Annotated in this window: 17 protein-coding genes; 6 read left to right on the top strand and 11 right to left on the bottom strand. The window is 70.5% G+C overall.

What is annotated here, in order from left to right; translation table 11 throughout:
* Positions 1-2: 2 nt before the first annotated feature.
* The 4 genes from OG617_RS19975 to OG617_RS19960 form a co-directional block, all read right to left on the bottom strand.
* Positions 3-1,448, bottom strand: a complete 1,446-nt coding sequence (locus OG617_RS19975) for a magnesium chelatase (RefSeq protein ID WP_405094570.1) — start codon at positions 1,446-1,448, stop codon at positions 3-5.
* A gap of 63 nt (positions 1,449-1,511) precedes the next feature.
* Positions 1,512-2,480 (bottom strand): aldo/keto reductase, encoded by a 969-nt coding sequence (locus OG617_RS19970; protein ID WP_405094569.1) that lies wholly within the window; start codon positions 2,478-2,480, stop codon positions 1,512-1,514.
* Positions 2,481-2,659: 179 nt separating this feature from the next.
* Complete coding sequence (locus OG617_RS19965) at positions 2,660-3,811, bottom strand: hypothetical protein (protein ID WP_405094568.1); 1,152 nt, start codon at positions 3,809-3,811, stop codon at positions 2,660-2,662.
* Complete coding sequence (locus OG617_RS19960; RefSeq protein WP_405094567.1) at positions 3,808-4,320, bottom strand: SigE family RNA polymerase sigma factor; 513 nt, start codon at positions 4,318-4,320, stop codon at positions 3,808-3,810. The genes OG617_RS19965 and OG617_RS19960 overlap by 4 nt, the downstream gene beginning before the upstream one ends.
* A gap of 160 nt (positions 4,321-4,480) precedes the next feature.
* Here OG617_RS19960 and mgrA point away from each other — a divergent pair, with 160 nt between their 5' ends.
* On the top strand, positions 4,481-5,470 hold the full coding sequence (gene mgrA / locus OG617_RS19955; protein ID WP_405094566.1) for an L-glyceraldehyde 3-phosphate reductase: 990 nt from the start codon (positions 4,481-4,483) through the stop codon (positions 5,468-5,470).
* A 23-nt stretch (positions 5,471-5,493) separates the two neighbouring features.
* Here mgrA and OG617_RS19950 read toward each other — a convergent pair whose 3' ends face one another.
* From OG617_RS19950 to OG617_RS19940, 3 genes are all read right to left on the bottom strand, one after another.
* Entirely contained in the window at positions 5,494-5,913 is a 420-nt protein-coding gene (locus tag OG617_RS19950) for a barstar family protein (RefSeq protein WP_405094565.1), read from the bottom strand.
* 489 nt (positions 5,914-6,402) lie between these two features.
* Positions 6,403-9,999: an AAA domain-containing protein gene (locus OG617_RS19945; protein ID WP_405094564.1), complete on the bottom strand. Its 3,597-nt coding sequence runs from the start codon at positions 9,997-9,999 to the stop codon at positions 6,403-6,405.
* Positions 9,999-10,379: a hypothetical protein gene (locus OG617_RS19940; protein WP_405094563.1), complete on the bottom strand. Its 381-nt coding sequence runs from the start codon at positions 10,377-10,379 to the stop codon at positions 9,999-10,001. The genes OG617_RS19945 and OG617_RS19940 overlap by 1 nt, the downstream gene beginning before the upstream one ends.
* Positions 10,380-10,857: 478 nt before the next feature.
* Between OG617_RS19940 and OG617_RS19935 the strand changes: the two genes are divergently transcribed.
* Entirely contained in the window at positions 10,858-11,460 is a 603-nt protein-coding gene (locus OG617_RS19935; RefSeq protein WP_405103841.1) for a GNAT family N-acetyltransferase, read from the top strand.
* Between the two features lie 67 nt (positions 11,461-11,527).
* Positions 11,528-12,823 (top strand): MFS transporter, encoded by a 1,296-nt coding sequence (locus OG617_RS19930; RefSeq protein WP_405103839.1) that lies wholly within the window; start codon positions 11,528-11,530, stop codon positions 12,821-12,823.
* A 49-nt stretch (positions 12,824-12,872) separates the two neighbouring features.
* On the opposite strand, the gene OG617_RS19925 is transcribed toward OG617_RS19930, so the two are convergent.
* Genes OG617_RS19925 through OG617_RS19910 form a run of 4 tightly spaced genes read right to left on the bottom strand, consistent with a single transcriptional unit; the run spans position 12,873 to position 17,507 of the window.
* On the bottom strand, positions 12,873-14,000 hold the full coding sequence (locus OG617_RS19925; RefSeq protein ID WP_405103837.1) for an acyl-CoA dehydrogenase family protein: 1,128 nt from the start codon (positions 13,998-14,000) through the stop codon (positions 12,873-12,875).
* Positions 14,001-14,047: 47 nt separating this feature from the next.
* Positions 14,048-15,007, bottom strand: coding sequence for an NAD(P)-dependent oxidoreductase (locus tag OG617_RS19920; RefSeq protein ID WP_405094562.1), 960 nt, complete (start codon positions 15,005-15,007; stop codon positions 14,048-14,050).
* An 8-nt stretch (positions 15,008-15,015) separates the two neighbouring features.
* Complete coding sequence (locus OG617_RS19915; RefSeq protein ID WP_405094561.1) at positions 15,016-16,464, bottom strand: aldehyde dehydrogenase family protein; 1,449 nt, start codon at positions 16,462-16,464, stop codon at positions 15,016-15,018.
* Positions 16,464-17,507 (bottom strand): ABC transporter ATP-binding protein, encoded by a 1,044-nt coding sequence (locus OG617_RS19910; protein ID WP_405094560.1) that lies wholly within the window; start codon positions 17,505-17,507, stop codon positions 16,464-16,466. The genes OG617_RS19915 and OG617_RS19910 overlap by 1 nt, the downstream gene beginning before the upstream one ends.
* 125 nt (positions 17,508-17,632) lie before the next feature.
* On the opposite strand from OG617_RS19910, the gene OG617_RS19905 reads away from it, so the two are divergent.
* The 3 genes from OG617_RS19905 (at position 17,633) to OG617_RS19895 (ending at position 20,053) form a co-directional block, all read left to right on the top strand.
* Positions 17,633-18,124, top strand: coding sequence for an Lrp/AsnC family transcriptional regulator (locus OG617_RS19905; protein WP_405094559.1), 492 nt, complete (start codon positions 17,633-17,635; stop codon positions 18,122-18,124).
* A 68-nt stretch (positions 18,125-18,192) separates the two neighbouring features.
* The gene (nikB, locus tag OG617_RS19900; RefSeq protein ID WP_405094558.1) at positions 18,193-19,140 is read left to right on the top strand and encodes a nickel ABC transporter permease; all 948 of its coding nucleotides are present in this window, start codon (positions 18,193-18,195) and stop codon (positions 19,138-19,140) included.
* Positions 19,130-20,053, top strand: coding sequence for an ABC transporter permease (locus OG617_RS19895; RefSeq protein WP_405094557.1), 924 nt, complete (start codon positions 19,130-19,132; stop codon positions 20,051-20,053). The genes nikB and OG617_RS19895 overlap by 11 nt, the downstream gene beginning before the upstream one ends.
* The last annotated feature ends 10 nt before the right edge of the window (positions 20,054-20,063 follow it).

Raw genomic sequence — 20,063 nt, 5'->3', positions numbered from 1 at the left:
GCTCAGCCCCGGCTGCCGTAGACGGTGCGCCCGCTGTCGGTGACGTCCTTGCCGAGCCGGCGCGTCAGGTGCAGCCCCTCCAGGACGAACTCCACACCGGCCGCCGCCTGCTCCGGCGTCGGCGCGTCGCCCAACCCGAGCCGGTCGAGCGCCTTGGCCAGCCCCGGCACGGTGCCGACCTGGCGCAGCAGCTCGGCCGAGGAGACCAGCTCACCGGTCTCGACCACCCGCTCGTCGTCCACCAGCGCGGTGAAGCCGGACAGGTCCAGCCCGGCCAGCCGGGCCCGGAACGTGTCGGCGGTGGCGGTGCGCAGCAGGTGAGCCAGGAGCTCGATCTCCCGCCCCTCCTCGCTGCTCTCGAACTCGACCTTGCCGCGCAGCGTCGAGGTCACCGACACGGCGTCGCCGATCCGGGCGACCGGCGCCTCGGATGCCGGCTCGGAGCCGGCGGCGAGCAGGCCGGAGCGGCGCAGCGCGGCGGCGCCGACCGTCTCGGCGGCAGCGATGGCGAACCGGGCGGAGACGCCGGAGCGCTGATCGACCGACGGCGACTCGCGCACCGCGCGGGCGAACCGGGCGAGCACCTCCAGCACGTGCTCCGGCACCTCGCCGACCGGGTCGGCCTCCTGCCGGATCAGCGCCAGCTCCAGTTCCAGCTCCAGCGGGTAGTGGGTGTGGACCTCCGCGCCGAACCGGTCCCTGAGCGGGGTGATGATCCGGCCCCGGTTGGTGTAGTCCTCCGGGTTGGCGCTGGCCACCAGGAACAGGTCCAGCGGCAGCCGCAGCTGGTAGCCCCGGATCTGGATGTCCCGCTCCTCCAACACGTTGAGCAGCGCCACCTGGATCCGCTCGGCCAGGTCGGGCAGCTCGTTGATGGCGAAGATGCCCCGGTTGGTGCGGGGCACCAGCCCGAAGTGGATCGTCTCCGGGTCACCGAGGGTGCGCCCCTGGGCGATCCGGATCGGGTCCACGTCGCCGATCAGGTCGCCGACGCTGGTGTCCGGGGTGGCGAGCTTCTCCCCGTAGCGCAGCGAGCGGTGCAGCCAGGCGACCGGCAGGTCGTCGCCGGCGGACTCGGCAAGGGCGCGGGAGGCGGGGGTGAGCGGGCGCATCGGGTGCTCGTTGAGCACCGAGCCGGCGATGACGGGGGTCCACTCGTCGAGCAGTGCCGCCAGCGAGCGGATCAGCCGGGTCTTGCCCTGACCGCGCTCGCCGAGCAGCACCATGTCGTGGCCGGCGAGCAGTGCCCGCTCAACCTCGGGCAGCACCGTGTCGTCGTACCCGACGATGCCGGGGAAGCGGTCCTCGCCGGTGCGCATCCGGGCGAGGAGGTTGTCTCGGAGTTCCTGCTTGACCGTGCGGTGTCGGTGCCCGGCGGCCCGCAGCTGGCCCAGGGTGGCGGGCAGGTCGGCGGGCGGGACCGGGAGAACCTGGTTGGGCTCAGTCACCCGACCAACGCTAGCGCGGCACCGCCCACCGACCCGCCCCGTCGCCCACACGGGCCGGGGCCCTCACCTCCCCGCCCGGGCGCGGATCAGCTTAGGCAACACCGCGAGGCCGGTGACCGGGCGGAAGGCGCGGGCGGCGGTGGCCAGCGCCGCGTACTCGTCGTCGGCCAGGTCGATCTCGGCGGCCGCGGCGTTGCGTTCCACCTGTTCCACGCTCGACGCGCCGGGGATGGCCACCACGTTGGGGTGGCGCAGCAGGTGGGCCAGGGCGATCTGGCTGGGCGTGGCGTCGTGCGCGTCGGCCACCTCGCGCAGCGCGCCGATCAGCGCGGCGCCGCGCTCCAGGTTCTCCGGCAGGAAGTACGGGTTGGCCCGGCGCACCGCCCCGCTCGGCGGGTTCCGCGCGTCGTACCGGCCGGACAGGAAGCCCTGGGCGAGCGGGCTGTACGCGATGACGATCCGGCCGGCCTGCTTCGCGTACGGCAGCAGGTCCTCCTCGGGCCCGCGGTCGACCATGCTGTAGCGGACCTGGTTGCTGAGCACCCGCCGGCCCAACGCGGCCTCGGCGAACCGCCAGCGGCGCAGGTTGTAGTTGCTCACCCCGACCTCGGCGACCAGCCCGACGTCCTGCAACGCCCGCATGCCCCGCATGGTGGTGGTGTCGGCGACCACCGGATTGGCCTGGTGCACCTGGTACAGGTCGATGGTGCGGACGCCGAGCCGGGCCGCCGAGGCGACCGCCCGCTGCTGCACCACCGGGGAGACCGGCAGCAACGGGAAGATCTTGCTGGCCACCACGACCTTGCCCCGGTCGTCGCCGAGGGCCGCGCCGAGGATTCGCTCGCTGCGGCCGAAGCCGTACACCTCGGCGGTGTCGAAGAGGGTGACCCCGAGGTCGAGCGCCCGCCGGACGATGTCCGCGGCCCGGCGCTCGTAGTCGGGCCCGTAGCCCCACTCCTTCGAGCCGAACTGCCAGGTGCCGAGGCCGATCTTGGAGATGGGCTTGGGGGTGTCGAGCTGAACGAAGCGCATCCCCCGAAACTACGCGAAAGGTAGGGCACCTTATTGACACATTCGGTATAGGAAGGACCCCAGCGTCTCCACGCCCAACGCCTTGGCGCGGACGGGTTCCGTGCCAAGGCGTTGGACAGGGGGTAGCGGGGAAGAGTCAGCCGGGTGGCAGCCGCGCCGGCGGGATCGGGAGCCGCGGCTCAGAACGCCAGCTTCTCGACCCCCGTCTGCAGGCTCGCCGACGCCCCGAGGTATACGCGCTGGGCGCTCTCCGCACCCTCCGCGAACGGCACCGTCCGCGTCACCTTGCCGGCCAGGTCGACGACCTTCACGCTGGGCCGCTCGGTGAGATCAGGATCGCCGTAGTCGTAGACGATCAGGTGCGAACTGTCGTACCAGCCCAGCACCCGACCGGCGGTCGGCACGGAGAACTGCTGGTGGACGATGCCGGTGGCCACATCCACGATCCGGATGTCGTCACTGCCGGGCGGTTCGTCCAGGGCGATCCGACTGCCGTCCGGCGAGAACTGGGCGCCATCACCCAGTAGTCCGTTCGTGACGGGAACAGTGCGGGTCAGTTTTCCCGCGAGGTCGTAGTAACCGATGCCGGTCACCTCCGCCGGCCCGGCCCCGGTCGGGTTGGTCGTGTGGACGAGCGCCAACTCCTTCCCCTGCGGGGTCCAGACGAAGTTCGCCCCGACGGCGTTGCGCGAATTGATGTCGGGTGACCCGACCAGTCGGATGGCCAGGGTCTCCGCGTCCACCAGCAGGAAGCCATGGCCGGGATCGGTTGTCACCTTCGGCTTGTTGGAGATCAGGATCTGCGTGCCGTCCGGCGACCAGGTGGCACCGTCGGTGTAGCCGAAGTTACCCGGCAACCACCGGACCTTCCCGCTGGCCCTGTCCATCAGGCCCCGCCTCGACGGGTGCGCGGTGCTGTTGTCCCCCTCATGCACCAGGACCTGACTTCCGTCCGGGGACGGCACCGCCTCGTTGTACGGGACCTTCTCGTACGTGCCGGTCGCGGGGTCGAGCAGCAGCGAATAGTCGTCTGCGGTCCCGACGTCCGCTGTGCCGTTCACTCCGCTGTAGGCCGTCACGACGAAGGGCTTGACGGACCCCGGCTGGCCGGCGCCGGCCGCCAGAGGATCGTCGGGGCCGGCCAGACCGCCGGCAACCATCGGTACGGCGACGATCGCCGCCGCCACCGCGGCGAGCCCGGCAACGGAGAGGCGGGCGGCGCGCTGCCGGTTGGCCCTGTTTATCGCCCCCCGCGTCAGGTCCGGGGGTGCGGCGGAAGAGGCAAGGTCCTCAAGGGCTTCCCGAACAGCCCCCTCAAGTTGGGCGCTCACTGGTGAACCTCCTGGCGATCGATTAGTTCAGGGCAGAGGGCACGAATCCGCTCAAGGGCTCGGGCGGCCTGGCTACGAACCGTGGCCGGCTTGCACCGCAGGACCTGGGCGATCTCTTCGTCGGGCAGGTCGTCCAGGTATCGCATGACGAGCACCGCACGCTGCTTCGGCGCCAACTTCCGCAGGGATTTCCGTAACGCCAGGCTCAGGTCGACCTGGTCCGTGCGGTCCGTGCCGGGCGAGTCGGGAAGCCGATCGGTGACCACCTCCCGACCCCACATCGGCCGGCGCCACCAGCTCACCTGTTGGCGGTACAGGGCCTTGCGCACGTACGCCTCTGGGTGCCCGTGACGAACGTCCCCCCAGCGGTGGTACGCCTTCGCCAGCACCGTCTGCAGGAGATCCTCGGCCTGCTGTCGGTGACCGGTGAGGGCCAGTGCGGTACGGAACAGCGCGGGTGACCGTGCTCCGACGAAGGCGGTGAAGTCCTGCCGGGTCTCAAAATCCATAGAATCTCCTACGGTTCATGCCCCTAAGAACGCAGCCCGAGCAAGGCCTGCTGCCTCCACCGCCCAACTTTCGAGCCGGCACCGGCCGAGCGACTGCGGCAGAGTGTGCCGACGTCCCGGTACGGCTGACCACCGCCGTACCGGCGATATGGTCGATGCCGTGACCCACCTTGCCGCCGACGGGCGCTACGAGACCATGACCTACCGCCGAGCCGGGCGCAGCGGGCTGCGGCTGCCCGCCGTCTCGCTCGGGCTGTGGCACAACTTCGGCCCGGACCGGCCGTTCGAGCGGCAGCGGGACATCGTCCGGCGCGCCTTCGACCTCGGGGTCACGCACGTCGACCTGGCGAACAACTACGGACCGCCGCCGGGCGCCGCCGAGGAGGCCTTCGGCCGGATGCTCGCCGCCGACCTGAGGGCGTACCGGGACGAGCTGGTCGTCTCCACCAAGGCCGGGTACCTGATGTGGCCCGGCCCGTACGGCGAGTGGGGCTCCCGCAAGTACCTGGTGTCCTCGCTGGACCAGTCGCTGCGCCGGATGGGACTGGAGTACGTCGACATCTTCTACTCGCACCGGTACGACCCGGACACCCCGCTGGAGGAGACGATGGGCGCGCTCGACGCCGTCGTCCGCTCCGGCAAGGCGCTCTACGTCGGCATCTCCAACTACAACTCGGAGCAGACCGAGCGGGCCGCCGCGATCCTGCGCGAGCTGGGCACGCCGTTGCTGATCAACCAGCCGTCGTACTCGATGCTCAACCGCTGGACGGAGGACGACGGGCTGCTGGACACGCTGGAGCGGGTCGGCGCGGGCTGCATCGCGTACAGCCCGCTCGCCCAGGGCCTGCTCACCGACCGCTACCTGGGCGGCATCCCCGCGGACTCCCGGGTGCGCACCAGCGTCTTCCTCGACGAGAGTGACCTCGACGAGAAGAAGATGGCCACCATCCGGGCGCTCGGCGCGATCGCCGAGCGGCGTGGGCAGTCGTTGGCCCAGCTCGCGCTCGCCTGGGCGCTGCGCGACCCCCGGATGACCAGCCTGATCATCGGCGCGAGCAGCGTTCCCCAGTTGGAGGCGAACGTCGCGGCGCTGGACAACCTCGACCTCGCCGCCGAGGAGCTGGCCGAGATCGACGGCCACCTCGGCTGACAAGGCAGCCGCGCCTGGGCCGATCAGCTCATCCGCCACCATGGTCTCGAAGCGGCTGCGACTTCCTGCTCAAGGGCATCCGCCTCGTGCTCGTCGCACAAGAGAATGGCATGGAAGAGAGGACCTTTTCCATAATCTTCAGGTTCGTAGGAATTCGCCCAGTGACGGCCGACTTCAGCGAGAATACTGAAGAAAACTCCTCTCCTGTCGACGTTTTCCCGCAGGATGCGGGGAGCGTTCTCGATGATGATCAGATAGCGGCGGGCCGAAAGCCACTGGAGGTCGCTGAGGCACTCCGAGAGGGCGGGCCAGTTCCATCCGAAGTAGCTCGGAAACCGCAGCGCGTCGGAGAACTGCTCGAACACGCCGTCCACGTCCGTCATTGCAGCCCCGTCCAGGCGGGCCACAGCAACCACACCGGATGGTGGAACGACGTCATCCAAGGAGAGAAGGGTGCTGCTGGGAAGCACTTGGACAGGAGATTCGGAGTCTTTCCACATTTTACGATCCCGGTACGGCCACGACGAACGTCCGGATCTGGATCACCCAAGGTTGGCCGCTGCTCCCCAGTCGTGGGCCAGGGTCGTTGCGTTTGTCGGGGGTGCGGTCCCCGGTCGGCCCGGGGACCGTGGCCCGGGGCGGAGCTGTGGGCGCGGCGGTCGATGCCGTGGGGCGGCGCCTATGGAGCTGAGTCGTCCACGTCATCAACGCCGATCGGGCCACCACCGTCACGTCACCCACCGCCCCGTCGGGTCGTCGCTCACGGTCGCCGAGCACTCCAAGCGTGGCTGATGTCGTATCCGACTCAGCTCCATAGGCGCCGGGAGACACACCCGCCATGGAGCGGCGCCCACGCCAGGACCCCCCAGACATCCTGATCGAAGCGCCCCCACCCGACTTCGCAATCGCCCTGAGCCGTGGGCTGACCGACATCACCACTCCCGGGCGTCCTTTCCTGCCAACCGGCGCAGGTCGTCGGTCAGCTCGGCCGCTACCTGCTCCGGCTCCGCCAGACAACGCCATGCCGGTACTCGACGGACGGGATTGAGGCCGGCGGTGATGTCGAGATGGGCGAGCACCTTACGCAGTCCTCGGCCGTCGGAGGCGCCCGCCGGATCGTCGACGACGACGGCCAGTTCGACATCCGCGTGGCGCGCAAAGAGGTCGATGGTCCGCCCAGCCACGGGGACGTCACGCCGCACGGCGAGGCCGGATTCCCTGAGGGCACGATGCAACCGGTCGGCAGCCACCATTGAGGCATCCGGCACACTGTCGGCGACGTCGCGGCCGAGGGCCAGAGCGGTGAGCAGTCCACGTTGCCCCGACCACCACGAACGGTCGCCGACCACGACGAGCTGGGACCGGGCCCGGGTGATGGCGACGTTCCACAGGTTGGTCTGGTGCACGAGCCAGCCTCGGGTGCGGTCCGGGATGCCGTGCGCCCCGACCGGCGAGACGACCATGATGTCTCGTTCGCTGCCCTGGAACTTATGGATGGTCGCGCAGAGCAGGTTGTCGGTGAGGCCGGCGTCGCCCAGGGCCGAGGCCAGGCGACGCTGGTGCGCGGCGAGCGGCGTGACCACCCCGATCGAGGCATCGGGGTACGCCGCCCGCAGGTGCGCCACCTCGGTGACGACCTGATCGATCTCCACCTGGTTGCGCCCGGAACCGGTCGCCCCGGGGCTGAACCTTCCGGGGGCATCGCGCCAGCGCACCGCAGGCTCGGCCGGTGCGGCCAGCCGGGCCGGGTCGGTCAGCACCGTGAGCCGCCCCTGGTAGACCTCCCGGTTCGGCACCTCGACGATGTCCGGGTGGCACCGGTAGTGCTCGTCGAGAAGGTGCGTCGCGCCCGCCGCGGCGGCGAACGCGTCGTACGCGGAGTGGCCCGTGAAGGTCAGCCGACGGGTGGTCAGCCATCCGGTACTCACATCGGCGCGGGCTCGCTCGGTGACGTCGTCAGTCTCGGGCAGGTCCACGACGGGCGCGAGCTGACGCGGATCACCGATGATCAGTGCCCGCTTGGCGCGGTAGAGCATGGGCAGGATCGCGGGAATGGTGCACTGCGCCGCCTCGTCGATCACCACAAGGTCGTACAGCGCGGGGCTTCTGCGCAGCCGCCGGGCGGACAGCGCGGTCACCGCCCAGCCCGGCAGCACCCGCAGCAGCTCGGGGAAGTAGGCCCAGCTGTCCGACTGCGGCTTGGCCATCTCATCGGCCCGGTCCTGCAACAGGCGCGCTCCCGCAGCCACCCGGCGGGCGATCTGCGCCCGCAGCAGCTCGATGCTGCGGGCGGGCCGTTCGGTGCCGATCAGGTCGGCCAGTCGCCGCCAGGAGGCGTCGGCGTCGGGCAGCTCAGCGAGACGCTGCCGCCGTCCCCGCCAGCGCAGCTCGATCACCGCCCGCTCGGCGAGCGCCTCGACGGCGTCCCGGTCGACGACCCGGTACGCCCGAAGCCGCCACCGGTACCACCATCGAAGCAACCTGCTGGCGAGCGCTCGATCGGTCAGGTGGACGAGCTGCGCCAGAGCTTTGTCGTCGTCCGGCAGCGTGGCCGCACCGGCACCCGGGTCGGAGTCACGCTCGACGGCCAGCTCGGCGAGGTCGCGTTCGAGCAGACGCCGCTCGTCCAGCGTCCCCCGAAGGCCGGCGGCCTCCTCGGCCAGCAGCCGCAGCTCGTGCAGCGGGGTGCGGTCGTCCGGCGTGGGGTGTTCCGCCGGCGGATAGGCCGCGAGGATGTCGGCGAGATGTTTCGGTTCCTGCAGACGGTGTTCCTTGTTGCCGGTACGCACCAGCAGGCCCGGACCGATCAGGTCGGCGACCCGGTCGAGCACCGAGTCGACGGCCTGATTGCTGGTGGAACCGATCAGCACGCTCTGGCCGGCGGCGGTGGCGGTGGCCAGCAGTGCGGTGACCAGTTGACTCTTGCCGGTGCCCGGCGGCCCCTGGGCGACGGTCAACGGCTGCGACATCGCCGCCTGGATGATCTCCTCCTGCGCCTCGTTCGTGGCGCTCATCGCCACCGTCACGACCGGCGTGGCAGGCACCTCGTCCGGGCGCAGCGCCAGTGCGCCCAGTGCGGTCCGCTCGATGAGCTTCGGATTCTTGACCATGCCTCGCAGGTCGTCGACGAGCTGCCGCTGCGGCGACTCGGTGGCGTCGACGGTGTAGAGGATGGCCGCGTTCTGGACCCCGCGCACCGGTCCCGGCCGGATGGTGCCGACGAGCATCGCCGGGTCGAGTTCGACCACCGGGTCCAGCCCGAACGTCTTCATGAGCACATCGACGGTGGCGACCAGGGCAGCGGGGTCACCCGGCACGAAGACCTGCTCGACGCGTTGCCGCAGCTCGTCGGCTTCCACCTCGGAGAGCTGGAACAGGTCGACGAGGGCTGAGCTGGGACGGGGTGGAAAGGAGGCGTGCAGGATGTCGTCCGCGCCGACGGTGACATCACAGACCAGGAGTGGGGCGAGCCGGGGAGGTCTACCCCGACCGGGCCGGACGGCGACGACCGGATAGCCGTACTGCACCTCCCCGCCGTCGGCGCGGGCCCGCGCGGCGAGTTTGGCAGCCGCGCCGCTCAGCCGGACGGGCGTGTCCGAGGTGAGAACGGCCTCGGACCCGGGCGGAGCCGCGACGTACGTACCGGCTGCCTGGGGATCGATGAAGGACTGCAGCACGGTCGACCGCTGCATGCAGTTGACGTAGTAGGTCACCAGGCGGCGCCACTGGTCGGCGTCGAACGGAGCCTCGTCCGCCGGGCTCGCCGTGGCGGCTGCGACCTGCCGCGCGGCGGCGGCGGATCCGGGCACGGTCGCCAGCCGGATCGGCTCGGTGACTCCCTCACTCGACTCGACCGGGCTGTGCTGACGGCGCCGGGCCATCTCGGTCAGGGCGTACCGGGAAAGGTCGTTGGTGGTGATCCAGCCGTCGTCCGCCGTTCCCTCGGCCGCGCCCCGCAGGCCGGTGAGGAGGACCTCGGTGAAGATCGACGGCTGGTCCGGCCCCTGCGCCTTCGACGCCTTCAGGTGGGTGCTGGAGGTCAGGATGAAGGTGCCGCGCTCACGCTTGGTGCGCCGTGGCTCCTCGCGCACCCCGCCACGGAAACGGTGCCGGGCCGTGAACGCGCCGGAGAAGCAGCAGTCGAGGAGGACCACCTTCTGGCTGGCCTTGGTGTGGTTGAGCAGATGGCGCAGGGTGCCGTCGGTGTCGAACGCGGTCGCGTGCAACTGCCCGCAGACCGTGTCGGTCGCGGCCAGGAACAGTGACTGCCCGTCGCCGTGCAGCACGCCGTGGCCGGAGTAGTAGAGCAGCGCCAGGTCGCCGTTGCGCCGCGCGCCGTAGAACTCCTCGACGGCCTGCCGCAGGTGCGCGGCCGGCAGGTCCAGTTCGGCGCGTACGGTGTCGAACTCGCCGGCACCGTCCAGCAGGGCCTTGAGCTGCGCCACGTCCTGTCGTACCGACGGAAGGGGCACAAGCTCGCGGTCGACGTGGCAGGCTGCCGTGCCGAGCAGCAGGGCGTGCCGACCCATCAGTGGCGGGACCGTTCGATCGCGGCCCGCACCGTCCTGATCAGTTCGTCGGTCTGGCCGTGGGTGGGCCGGTCGATGGTCAGCTCGATGTCACCGACCCGCAGGTGCACCCGGCGGCCGGTGTGGCGTTGCAGGAAGGCCAGGACCACGTCGACCAGCGCCTGCACGTAGCCGGGGTCGACGCCCGCCAGCACGGTCACCACGCCGAGCGCCAGCTCGGCGACGCCCTTGGCGGCCGGGTCGGTGGTGGGCTGCTCAACGCGCTCCACCTCGCCGACGTCGCGGAGGTCGTCCGCCAGCTCGTCGGTCATCTGGCCGAGGACGAACTCGTCGTCGTCGGCGAGCGGCGTGAATTCGACCCGGATGCGGACGTGAGACACCCAACCTCCTCGGCGTGCGGTGCTGACGAGGCTACGGAGGCGGTGATGCGTGCGGTTATGTCTGTCGGCTTTCCGATCGACGATCCGAAGGACATCGATCAAGTAGATCCGAAGTGGAGTCCTCTTAATCCGAAGTGGAATGACGTACACAACTGCCCCTGCCGCACGAGCGCAGCTCGCGTTCACGGGACCTGCTCGATGCCGCCGAGGCGACGGTCCACGCGCTGGAGGAGCACACCGATGGTTCGAGCCGGCTGACCCTGCCCTATCTGCTCAGCCTCGCCGCGCTCCGGCCTGGTGGGCCGATTCGTCAATGGATGCGGACCGGCTCGCGTGTGACGCAGATCACGAAAGCAGCGCGCGAGGGGCTTGCTGCGCTCCCGGAGCTCCTCGTCGGAGTTGCGTCTTTGATCTGGCTGACATTGCGGTGCAGGGCCCCACATCGCCCCCTGGTAGCCCCCTAAGCGCGTTGGCCTTTGTGGAGCTGAATCGGCTTCTGGGGGTGATCGATGTTGGCAAGAGGCGGCTCGTTCAGCGGTCCGGCTTTCAATACCGTGACCGCATGCCCGCGTTGATTCTGCCGACCATCCGCCTGCACGCCGCGTTCTTGGAATGCCGCGACGACTGGGGCCCCGGCCTCCACGAGGACGGATTCGGCCTCGGTTCTCACGACGTGGACTCCCTCAAAGGCTTCGCCGCTTGGGTGCACGAGCGGGTCCGACTGACCCATCCGGCCGGCGACCCCTGCCCGGACGAAAAGCACGGCTCACCCCGGTGGATCGTCGAGAACGGCCACGTACTCGGAGGGATCGCCCTCCGGCACAAGTTCGACGACGAGATTGGCCAGATCGGCTACGGCGTCCGGCCGTCCGCGCGCCGTCGCGGACTGGCGAGCTGGGCACTCGGCGAGATGCTCAAGGAGGCTCGCGTCGTCCTGGGCCTAGACCGCGTCCTCATTCCTTGTCTGGCCGACAACATCGCGTCGGCCCGGACGATCGAACGCAACGGCGGCGTCCTCGAGGGCATCCGCGACACCGAGCACGGTCCAGTGAGGCGCTACTGGATCGCCTTGGATCGGTGATAGGTCACGCGTTGCGAACGGCTACCCCGCCGGAGCCAAATCTAGGAATTTCTCGTCTTAGGCCAGGATCGCCCGGGAGGTACGGACCGTGTTGGATCTAAAACCCTACCGGGACGCGCTCGCGCTGCCGGGGTTGCGGCCCCTGCTGCTGGTCGCGATCCTGGCCCGGGTGCCCGTGGCAGCCACCGCGGTGGTGATGACGCTGCACGTACTCGATCTGGGCCACGGTTATCTCGCCGCCGGACTGGCCGGGGCCGCGATGACGGTCGGTTCGGCGCTCGGCGCACCACTGCTCGGCCGGCTGGCCGACCGGCGTGGCCTGCGGCCGATGCTGCTGCTGACCACGGCGGTCGAGGCGCTGTTCTGGGGGACGGCGCCGGTCCTGCCGTACCCGGTGCTGCTCGGCGCCGCGTTCGTCGGCGGGCTGCTCACCCTCCCGGTCTTCTCCGTGGTCCGGCAGTCGATCGCCGCGCTGGTCCCGCCGACCCAGCGCCGTCAGGCGTACGCGCTGGACTCGATGTCGGTCGAACTCAGCTTCATGATCGGGCCGGCGGGAGCGGTGGCCCTGGCCACCAGTGTCTCGTCCACCCTGACCATGTACGCCGTCGGCGGCGGCATCGTGCTGGCCGGACTCACCCTGCTGGGGCTCAACCCGCCGATCCGGGCCCGGGACGAGGAGACGACGCCAGCGCAGCCGCTGCCCCGCCGGCAGTGGCTGACCCCACGGTTGATCGGGCTGCTCGCCGGTGGCGCGGCCAGCACGCTGGTAATCGCTGGCTCCGATGTGGCGGTGGTGGCGGCGCTGCGTGACGTCGGTCAGGTCGACTGGACCGGTGTGGTGCTGGCGCTCTGGGCCTCGTACTCGTTGGTCGGCGGCTTCACCTACGGTGCGCTGTCCCGCCCGATGCCGTCGCTGACCCTTACCGTGATGCTGGGTCTGGTCACCATTCCGGTCGGTCTGGGCAGCGGCGAGTGGTGGCTGCTGGCCCTGGTGCTGCTACCGTCCGGGGCGCTCACCGCGCCGACCGTAGCCGCCACCGCCGACGCGGTGAGCCGGCTGGTGCCGGCGAGCGTACGGGGTGAGGCGATGGGCCTGCACGGCTCGGCGATGGTGGTGGGGCTGGCGCTCGGCGCCCCGCTGGCCGGGGCGGTGATCGATGCCTCCGCACCGGCCTGGGGCTTCGCCGCGACGGGCCTGCTCGGCGCGCTGATCGCGCTGGCAGTGCTGCTGACCGAGCTGCGTCACCGGCGGTCCGACGCCGCCGCCATCGCCGCCGCTCCCACTCCCGATCGGGCCGGCCGCACGACGAACCGCAGGCGGGGAGCCCACGCGCCGCGCCGCACGCGAAGTTCATCGCCATGAGCGAACGAGTCCTACGCCCAGACCTCCCGGCCGGCCAGGCCGGGCCCGCTCACTTGAAGGCGGCGTGGCCGGTCAGCACCTGTCCGATGATCAGCTGATGCACCTCGGAGGTGCCCTCGTAGGTGAGCACGGATTCGAGGTTGGCCGAGTGCCGGATGACCGGGTAGTCGAGGGTGATCCCGGCCGCGCCGAGGATGGACCGGCACTCGCGGGCGATGGCGATGGCCTCCCGCACGCTGTTGAGCTTGCCCAGGCTGATCTGCCGGTGGTCGAGTGTGCCGGCGTCCTTCATCGCGCCGATCTGCAACGCCAGCAGCATCCCCTTGCCCAGCTCCAGCCCCATGTCGGCGAACTTGAGCTGGGTGGCCTGGTACGCGGCGAGCGGCTTGTCGAAGATCAGCCGGCTGCGGGCGTACGCGATCGTCGTCTCCAGGCAGTCGTGGGCCGCGCCCAGCGCCCCGAAGACGATGCCGAAGCGGGCCTCGTTGAGACACGACAGCGGCCCGGACAGGCCGGCGGCCTCCGGCAGCATCGCGTCGGCGGGCAGCCGCACGTCGTCGAGGACGAGTTCCGAGGTCACCGAGGCGCGCAGGGAAAGCTTGCGGGTGATCTCCGGGGCGGTGAAGCCGGGGGTGCCGGCGGGTACGAGGAAGCCACGGACGCCCTCGTCGGTGCGGGCCCACACCACCGCGACATCGGCGACGGAGCCGTTGGTGATCCACATCTTGGTGCCGTTGAGCACCCAGTCGTCCCCGTCGCGGCGGGCCCTGGTCCGCATGCCGGCCGGGTCGGAGCCGAAGTCCGGTTCGGTCAGGCCGAAGCAGCCGATCGCCTCGCCGGCGGCCATCCGGGGCAGCCACTGCTGCTTCTGCTCCTCGGAGCCGAACCGCCAGATGGCGTACATGGCGAGCGATCCCTGTACCGAGACCAGGGAGCGCAGCCCCGAGTCGCCCGCCTCCAGCTCGAAGCAGGCCAGCCCGTACGCGACGGCGGAGGTGCCGGCGCAGCCGTAGCCCTCCAGGTGCATGCCGAGCACGCCGAGCTGCCCGAGTTCGAGGGCCAGGTCCCGGACGGGCAGGCTGCCGTCCTCGTACCAGGTGGCGATCTCCGGGCGGATCCGCCGGTCGACGAAGCCACGTACCGCGGCCTGGAGGGCCCGGGTGTCGTCGTCGATCAGCGTGTCGACGCCGAAGTATGCGAGCGTGGACGCGGGGGTGGACAGGGTCACGATTCGTTTCCTCCCAGGGCTTCTTCCAGGTGCGCGATCACGCTACGCGCGACGGCGACGGCCATCGCGTCCAGCGCGTCGTGGGTCATCGCCGCCATGTGCGGGGTGGCGAAGACCCTCCGATGGTGCAACAGCGGGTCGTCGGGGTCGGGCGGTTCGGGCGCGAAGACGTCCACCGCGTAGCCGCGTAGCCGCCCGGCGTCGAGCGCGGCGAGCACGGCCCCGCTGTCCACGACCCCGGCCCGCGCGGTGTTGACCAGCAGGGCGTCCGGCCGCATCCGGGTGAGCGCGTCGGCGCCGATGAGCCCGGTCGTCTGCGGGGTCTGGGGCACGTGCAGGCTCACCACGTCGGCGTCGCGCAGCAGGTCGTCCAGCGCGACGAGGCGTACCCCCGGGGGCGGGGTGGCCGTCGCGATGTCGTACCCGATCACGTTCATGCCCAGTCCCTGGGCGCGGGTCGCGACGCCCCGGCCGATCGCGCCGAGCCCGACCAGGCCCAGGGTCCGGCCGGCCAGCATGGTCCCGGTCAGCCCGGCCGCGACGACCGAGGACGGCAGCGACCGGCCGGCCGGGAAGGCGCCCCGGGTCAACGACGCGGCGGCCGACGGTGCCTGCCGGGCGAGGGTGAGGGCGGCCAGGATGACGAGCTCGGCCACCGATTCGGCGTTGGCGCCCGGCGTGCTGACCACCCGGATGCCCAGGCGGTCGGCTGCGGCCAGGTCGATGCCGTCCAGCCCGGCGCCGTGGCGGCCGACGACCCTGAGCCGCCGGCCGGCTTCGAGCATGCCGGCCGTCACCGGTGAGGAGCGCACCACGAGGGCGTCGGCGGTGGCCAGTGGCCCGGCGGCGAGGGCCACCGGGTCGGTGGCGTGGGCGACGTGCACCTCGCCCGCCGCCCGCAGCAGATCCATGCCGGCCGCCGCGATCGGCTCGGTGAGCAGGATCTTCGGTGTCATGGGTGTCCTCACCAGCCGGTGTAGCAGGTCACCGGCACGGAATAGAAGTCCCGCGCGTAGCCGCCCTGCTCCCGGGGGCCGTGGTTGGAGGCTCCGGTGCCGCCGAAGGGCAGGTGCAGCTCCGTGCCGGCGGTGGGCAGGTTGACCGAGACGATGCCGGAGCGGGCGTCCCGCTTGAACCGTTCGGCCGCCGACAGCGACGTGGTCACGATCCCGGCGGAGAGCCCGTACTCGGTGTCGCCGGCCACGCTGATCGCCTCGTCGAGGTCGTCGACGCTGATCACGCAGGCGACCGGGCCGAAGATCTCTTCCCGGGCCAGCCGCATGTCGTTGCGCGCGTCGGCGAAGAGGGTGGGCCGCATGAACTGCCCCTCGTCCGGGCGGTGCGTCCCGCCGGCCACCACGGTCGCGCCCTCGTCGCGCCCGATCCGGACGTAGTCGAGGTTCTGGGACAGTTGTTCGGGGCTCACCACCGGGCCCAGCTCACTGAGCGGGTCGAGCGGATCGCCGACCCGTAGCGCACCGGCCGCGGCGGCCAGTGCCTCGACGAACCGGTCGTGGATGCCCGCCTGCACGATCAGTCGGCTCGACGCCGTGCAGCGCTGGCCGCTGCTGAAGAAGCTGCCGTCCAGGGCGCAGCGCACCGCGACCTCCAGATCGGCGTCGTCGAGCACCACGAGTGGGTTCTTGCCACCCATCTCGAGCTGGAACCGCTTGTTGCCGTGGGCGAGGCACTGCTGTGCCACGTGGCTGCCGGTGCCGGTGCCCCCGGTGAAGGAGATGCCGTCGATCCCGGTCGAGGTCAGCAGCTCCTCGCCGACCACCCGGCCGGCCCCCATGACGAGGTTGAACACGCCGGGCGGCATTCCGGACCCGTTGATGATCCGGGCGAGTTCCCCGGCCGAGGCGGTGACCAGCTCGGCCGGCTTGAGCACGACCGCGTTGCCGTAGGCGAGTGCGGGCGCGACCTTCCAAGCCGGGATGGCGATCGGGTAGTTCCATGGCGTGATGATCCCGACGACGCCCAGCGGCCGGCGCCGGACCTCGGCGTGGACTCTGGGGCGGGTGGACGAGTAGACCTCGCCCTGTGGTTGCAGCAGCTGGTGAGCGTAGTAGCGGAAGGTCTGACCGGCCCGGGTGACCTCCCCGCGCGCCTCGCTGAGCAGCTTGCCCTCCTCCCGCGAGAGCAGGACCGCGAGTTCCTCGGTCCGCCGCAGGATGGTGGTGCCGATGCGGTCCAGGATGTCCATCCGGGACCCGATGGGCTGGCCGGCCCAGCCGGGCTGCGCACGGCGGGCGGCCTCGATCGCCGCGCGTGCGGTGTCCCGGCCGGCCACGGCGTACTCGCTGACGACCTCGTCGGGGCGCGCGGGATTGCCGTTCGGCCGGCGTTCCCCGTCGACCCACTCGCCGTTGACGAGGTTGAGGTGGTGCGGCACGACAGGGGCTTCGGACATCAGCTCTCCTCCGTCGAGAGGTAGGGGCGGCGGTCCTGGGTGGAGAGCCAGCCGCCCTCGCCTGCGGGTCGCATGCCCCAGCAGCGGGTCAGCTGGCCCCGGTCCGGCGTCTCCCACGTCGTGATGAGATCGGGCGAGCTGCCCTGGCACGCCTCCCGGACGTGCGCGCAGCGGGGAGCGAACCGGCAACCGGGTGGCATCTCCGACAGCTCCGGCGGGCGGCCGGCGATCGGGCGTAGCTTGCCGCCACGGACGAGGTCCAGCCGGGGCACCGACCCCAGCAGCCCCCAGGCGTAGGGCATCTGCGGGCGGTGGAACAGGTCGACCGTCTCGGCCCGCTCCACGATCTGCCCGGCGCACATCACGTTGACCCGCTCCGCCATGCCGGCGACGACCCCGAGGTCGTGGGTGATGAGCAGGACGGCGGTACGGGTCTCCCGGGCCAGCTCACGCAGCAGCTCCAGGATCTGCGCCTGGATGGTGACGTCGAGCGCGGTGGTGATCTCGTCGGCGAGGATCAGGCGGGGTTGGCAGGAGAGCGCCATCGCGATCATCACGCGTTGCCGCATGCCGGCGGAGAGTTGGTGCGGATAGGAGCTCAGCCGGGTCTCCGCGGCCGGGATGCGCACCATCTCCAGCAACTCGACCGCCCGCGCCCGCGCGGCCCTGCGGCTCAGCCCCAGGTGCAGCTCCAGGGTCTCGGTGAGCTGCTTTCCCACGGTCAGCACCGGGTTCAGCGAGGTCATTGGGTCCTGGAAGATCATCGAGATGCCCTTGCCGCGGATGGCTCGCAGCTCGCGAGGGCGCAGGCGTACCAGGTCCTTTCCTTCGAAAAGGACCTGTCCGCCGGTCACCTCGCCGGCCGGCGGCACGATCAGGCCCATGATGGACTGCGCGGTGGCCGACTTACCGCACCCGGACTCCCCCACCAGGGCCACCGTCTCGCCCGCGTCGACGGTGAAGGAGACCCCGTCGACCGCCGTCACCGAACCCCGTGCAGCACGGAATTCGGTGCGCAGGTCCCGCACCTCCAGCAAGGCCATGGAACCCCCCGCAGTCTGGACGCCTTAACGTCGCCATTCGTCAACCAGGAGTGTTGCACAGACGATGTTCGTCTTCTAGGCTCCCGGCAGCGACGAATACCGCCATCACATGAGTTGGAGCAACGTTGGCATCCAAGAGCTCGATCGAGAAAGATCGCAGCATCATCCGGGAACTCGTCCAGGAGCCCAGGCAGACAAATGTGGCGCTGGCCGCCAAGGTCGGCCTCTCCGAAGGATCGGTTCGGCGGCGGATGGAACGACTCGTCGCGGACGGACAGCTGCAGTTCGCCGCGATCCCCAGCGCCTCGTTCATGGGCCGCCCGGTGCACACGCTCTTCGAGATCCAGAGCTCACCGGGCAGCACCGAACAGCTCATCGACAATCTCGCGGGCATGTCCGAGATCGCGTACGTCTACCACGTGACCGGGCAGTTCGACGTCATCGCCGTCGGTTACTTCGCCTCCAGCAACGCCATGCGCCAGTTCTGGACGGAGCGACTGGGCCACGTCGACGGGGTGATGGAGAGCCGCTCGGTGATGGTGCTGCGGGTCGCCAAGCGTGCGCACGAGTGGGCCCGCGACATGGCCGTCACCGGCGACGACGAGGAGTCCGCCTAGGACACAGGCACGGATCCTGGCGTGCCCGGTTCTGAAGTCTGACCAGACCAGACCGGGAGAGACAAGAGATGCTGCGCATCACGCTGATCCGCCTTATATCGGTCATTCCGGCCCTGCTCGGGATCTCGGTGATCTCAGTCCTGGTGATCCGCATGATTCCCGGCGACGTGATCAGCTCGATCATGGGCCAGGACTTCGGCGACCCCGCGATCGAGGCGGAGATGCGCCGCTACTTCGGGCTGGACATGCCCGTGTACGAGCAGTTCGTGAGGTGGCTGGGCGCCCTCCTCCAGGGCGACCTCGGCACCTCGATGCGCACCGGTCAGCCGGTGCTCGAAGAGATCATGCAGCGCTTCCCGTCCACGTTGCTGCTGGCGGTCTCGGCGCTGCTGGTCTCGATCCTCATCTCCATCCCGCTCGGCGTGCTCAGCGCCACCAAGCGCAACGGCCTGCTCGACGCGAGCACCCGGGTCGTGTCGCTGATCGGGCTGTCGGTGCCGAACTTCTGGCTGGGCATCCTGCTGGTGTACGTCTTCTCGGTCTCGCTGGGCTGGCTGCCGTCCCAGGGCGCGGGGGAGGGTGAGGGCTTCCTGGGCAGCCTGAAGTACCTCATCCTCCCCTCGGTCACCCTCGGCGCCAGCCTCGCCGCGATCAGCATGCGGATGACCCGGTCCAGCATGCTGGAGGTGCTCAACCAGGACTATGTCCGCACCGCCCGCGCCAAGGGGCTGGCCGAACGCGTGGTCATGGTCCGGCACGCCCTGCGCAACTCGCTGATCCCGGTGGTGACGGTGCTGGGCATCCAGGCCGGGGCGCTGCTGGGCGGCACGGTCATCGTGGAGCAGGTCTTCGCGTGGCCGGGGCTCGGCACCATGGTCATCCGGGGGATCAGCCAGCGCGACTACCCCGTCGTCCAGGGGACCCTACTCTTCCTGGCCCTCTTCTACGTCGTGGTCAACCTCCTCGTCGACCTGCTCTACACCTACCTGGATCCGAGGTTGCGCAGTGGTCACTGAAGTCGTTCCCGGCCGCCGCCAACCTCGCGGCAAGCGGCAGCAGGCCAGTACCCCGAAGCCGGTCGGGCGTCGCGGCGGCCACCTGCTGAAGTTGATGACGCGGGACAAGGTCGGCCTGATGGGGCTGGTCATCGTGGTGCTGATGACCGCGGCTGCGGCGTTTGCCCCGCTGATCTCCCCCTACGACCCGACCGCGATGTCCAACCAGCGGCTCGCCCCGCCCGGTGGCGACTTCCTGCTCGGCGCCGACGAGGCCGGGCGCGACCTGCTCAGCCGGGCGCTCTACGGCGCGCGCACCTTGCTGGCGGTGAGCCTGATCGTGGTGACCTGCGCCGGGGCCATCGGCATCCTGCTGGGGCTGCTCGCCGGCTTCTACCGGGGCGTACTCGACGCGATCATCACCCCGGTGACCGACATCATGTTCTCCTTCCCCACCCTGCTGCTGGCCCTAGCGGTCGTGGCCGCCCGCGGACCGGGCACGGAGAACCTCATCCTGGCCCTGGTCATCGTCTTCATCCCCAGCTTCGCCCGGATCGTGCGCGGCACCGCGATGTCGGTGCGCCGGGAGCCGTACGTGGAGTCGGGCCAGGCCGTCGGGCTGAGCAACACCCGGCTCATCCTCAAGTACATCCTGCCCAACTCGATGGCCCCGATCGCGGTGCAGTTCACCACGAGCATCGCCTACGCGATCCTGATCGAGGCGTCCCTGGGCTACCTCGGGCTCGGTGTGCAGCCGCCCCAACCGTCCTGGGGCTCGATGCTCTCCAACGGTAAGTCCTTCATGGAGATGTCGATCTGGCCGTCGGTCGTGCCCGGGGTCTGCATCATGATCGCCGTTCTCGGCTTCAACCTGCTGGGCGACACCCTTCGCGACGTTCTGGACCCGCGGCTGCGGGGCCGCTCCAGTCGCTGACCCGCAAGGA

The organism is Micromonospora sp. NBC_01412 (genome assembly GCF_045040215.1).
In the GTDB taxonomy this organism is placed as follows: Bacteria; Actinomycetota; Actinomycetes; order Mycobacteriales; family Micromonosporaceae; genus Micromonospora; species Micromonospora rubida.
Note: the sequence above shows the minus strand (reverse complement) of the source record. Positions and strands in the feature narration are given on the sequence as shown.

Coding starts and splice junctions, on each gene's coding strand:
- OG617_RS19970 (WP_405094569.1), bottom strand. CDS start 2,480: ATGCGCTTCGTTCAGCTCGACACCCCCAAGCCCATCTCCAAGATCGGC.
- OG617_RS19960 (WP_405094567.1), bottom strand. CDS start 4,320: ATGGATTTTGAGACCCGGCAGGACTTCACCGCCTTCGTCGGAGCACGG.
- OG617_RS19945 (WP_405094564.1), bottom strand. CDS start 9,999: ATGGGTCGGCACGCCCTGCTGCTCGGCACGGCAGCCTGCCACGTCGAC.
- OG617_RS19920 (WP_405094562.1), bottom strand. CDS start 15,007: ATGACACCGAAGATCCTGCTCACCGAGCCGATCGCGGCGGCCGGCATG.
- OG617_RS19915 (WP_405094561.1), bottom strand. CDS start 16,464: ATGTCCGAAGCCCCTGTCGTGCCGCACCACCTCAACCTCGTCAACGGC.
- OG617_RS19910 (WP_405094560.1), bottom strand. CDS start 17,507: ATGGCCTTGCTGGAGGTGCGGGACCTGCGCACCGAATTCCGTGCTGCA.
- nikB (WP_405094558.1), top strand. CDS start 18,193: ATGCTGCGCATCACGCTGATCCGCCTTATATCGGTCATTCCGGCCCTG.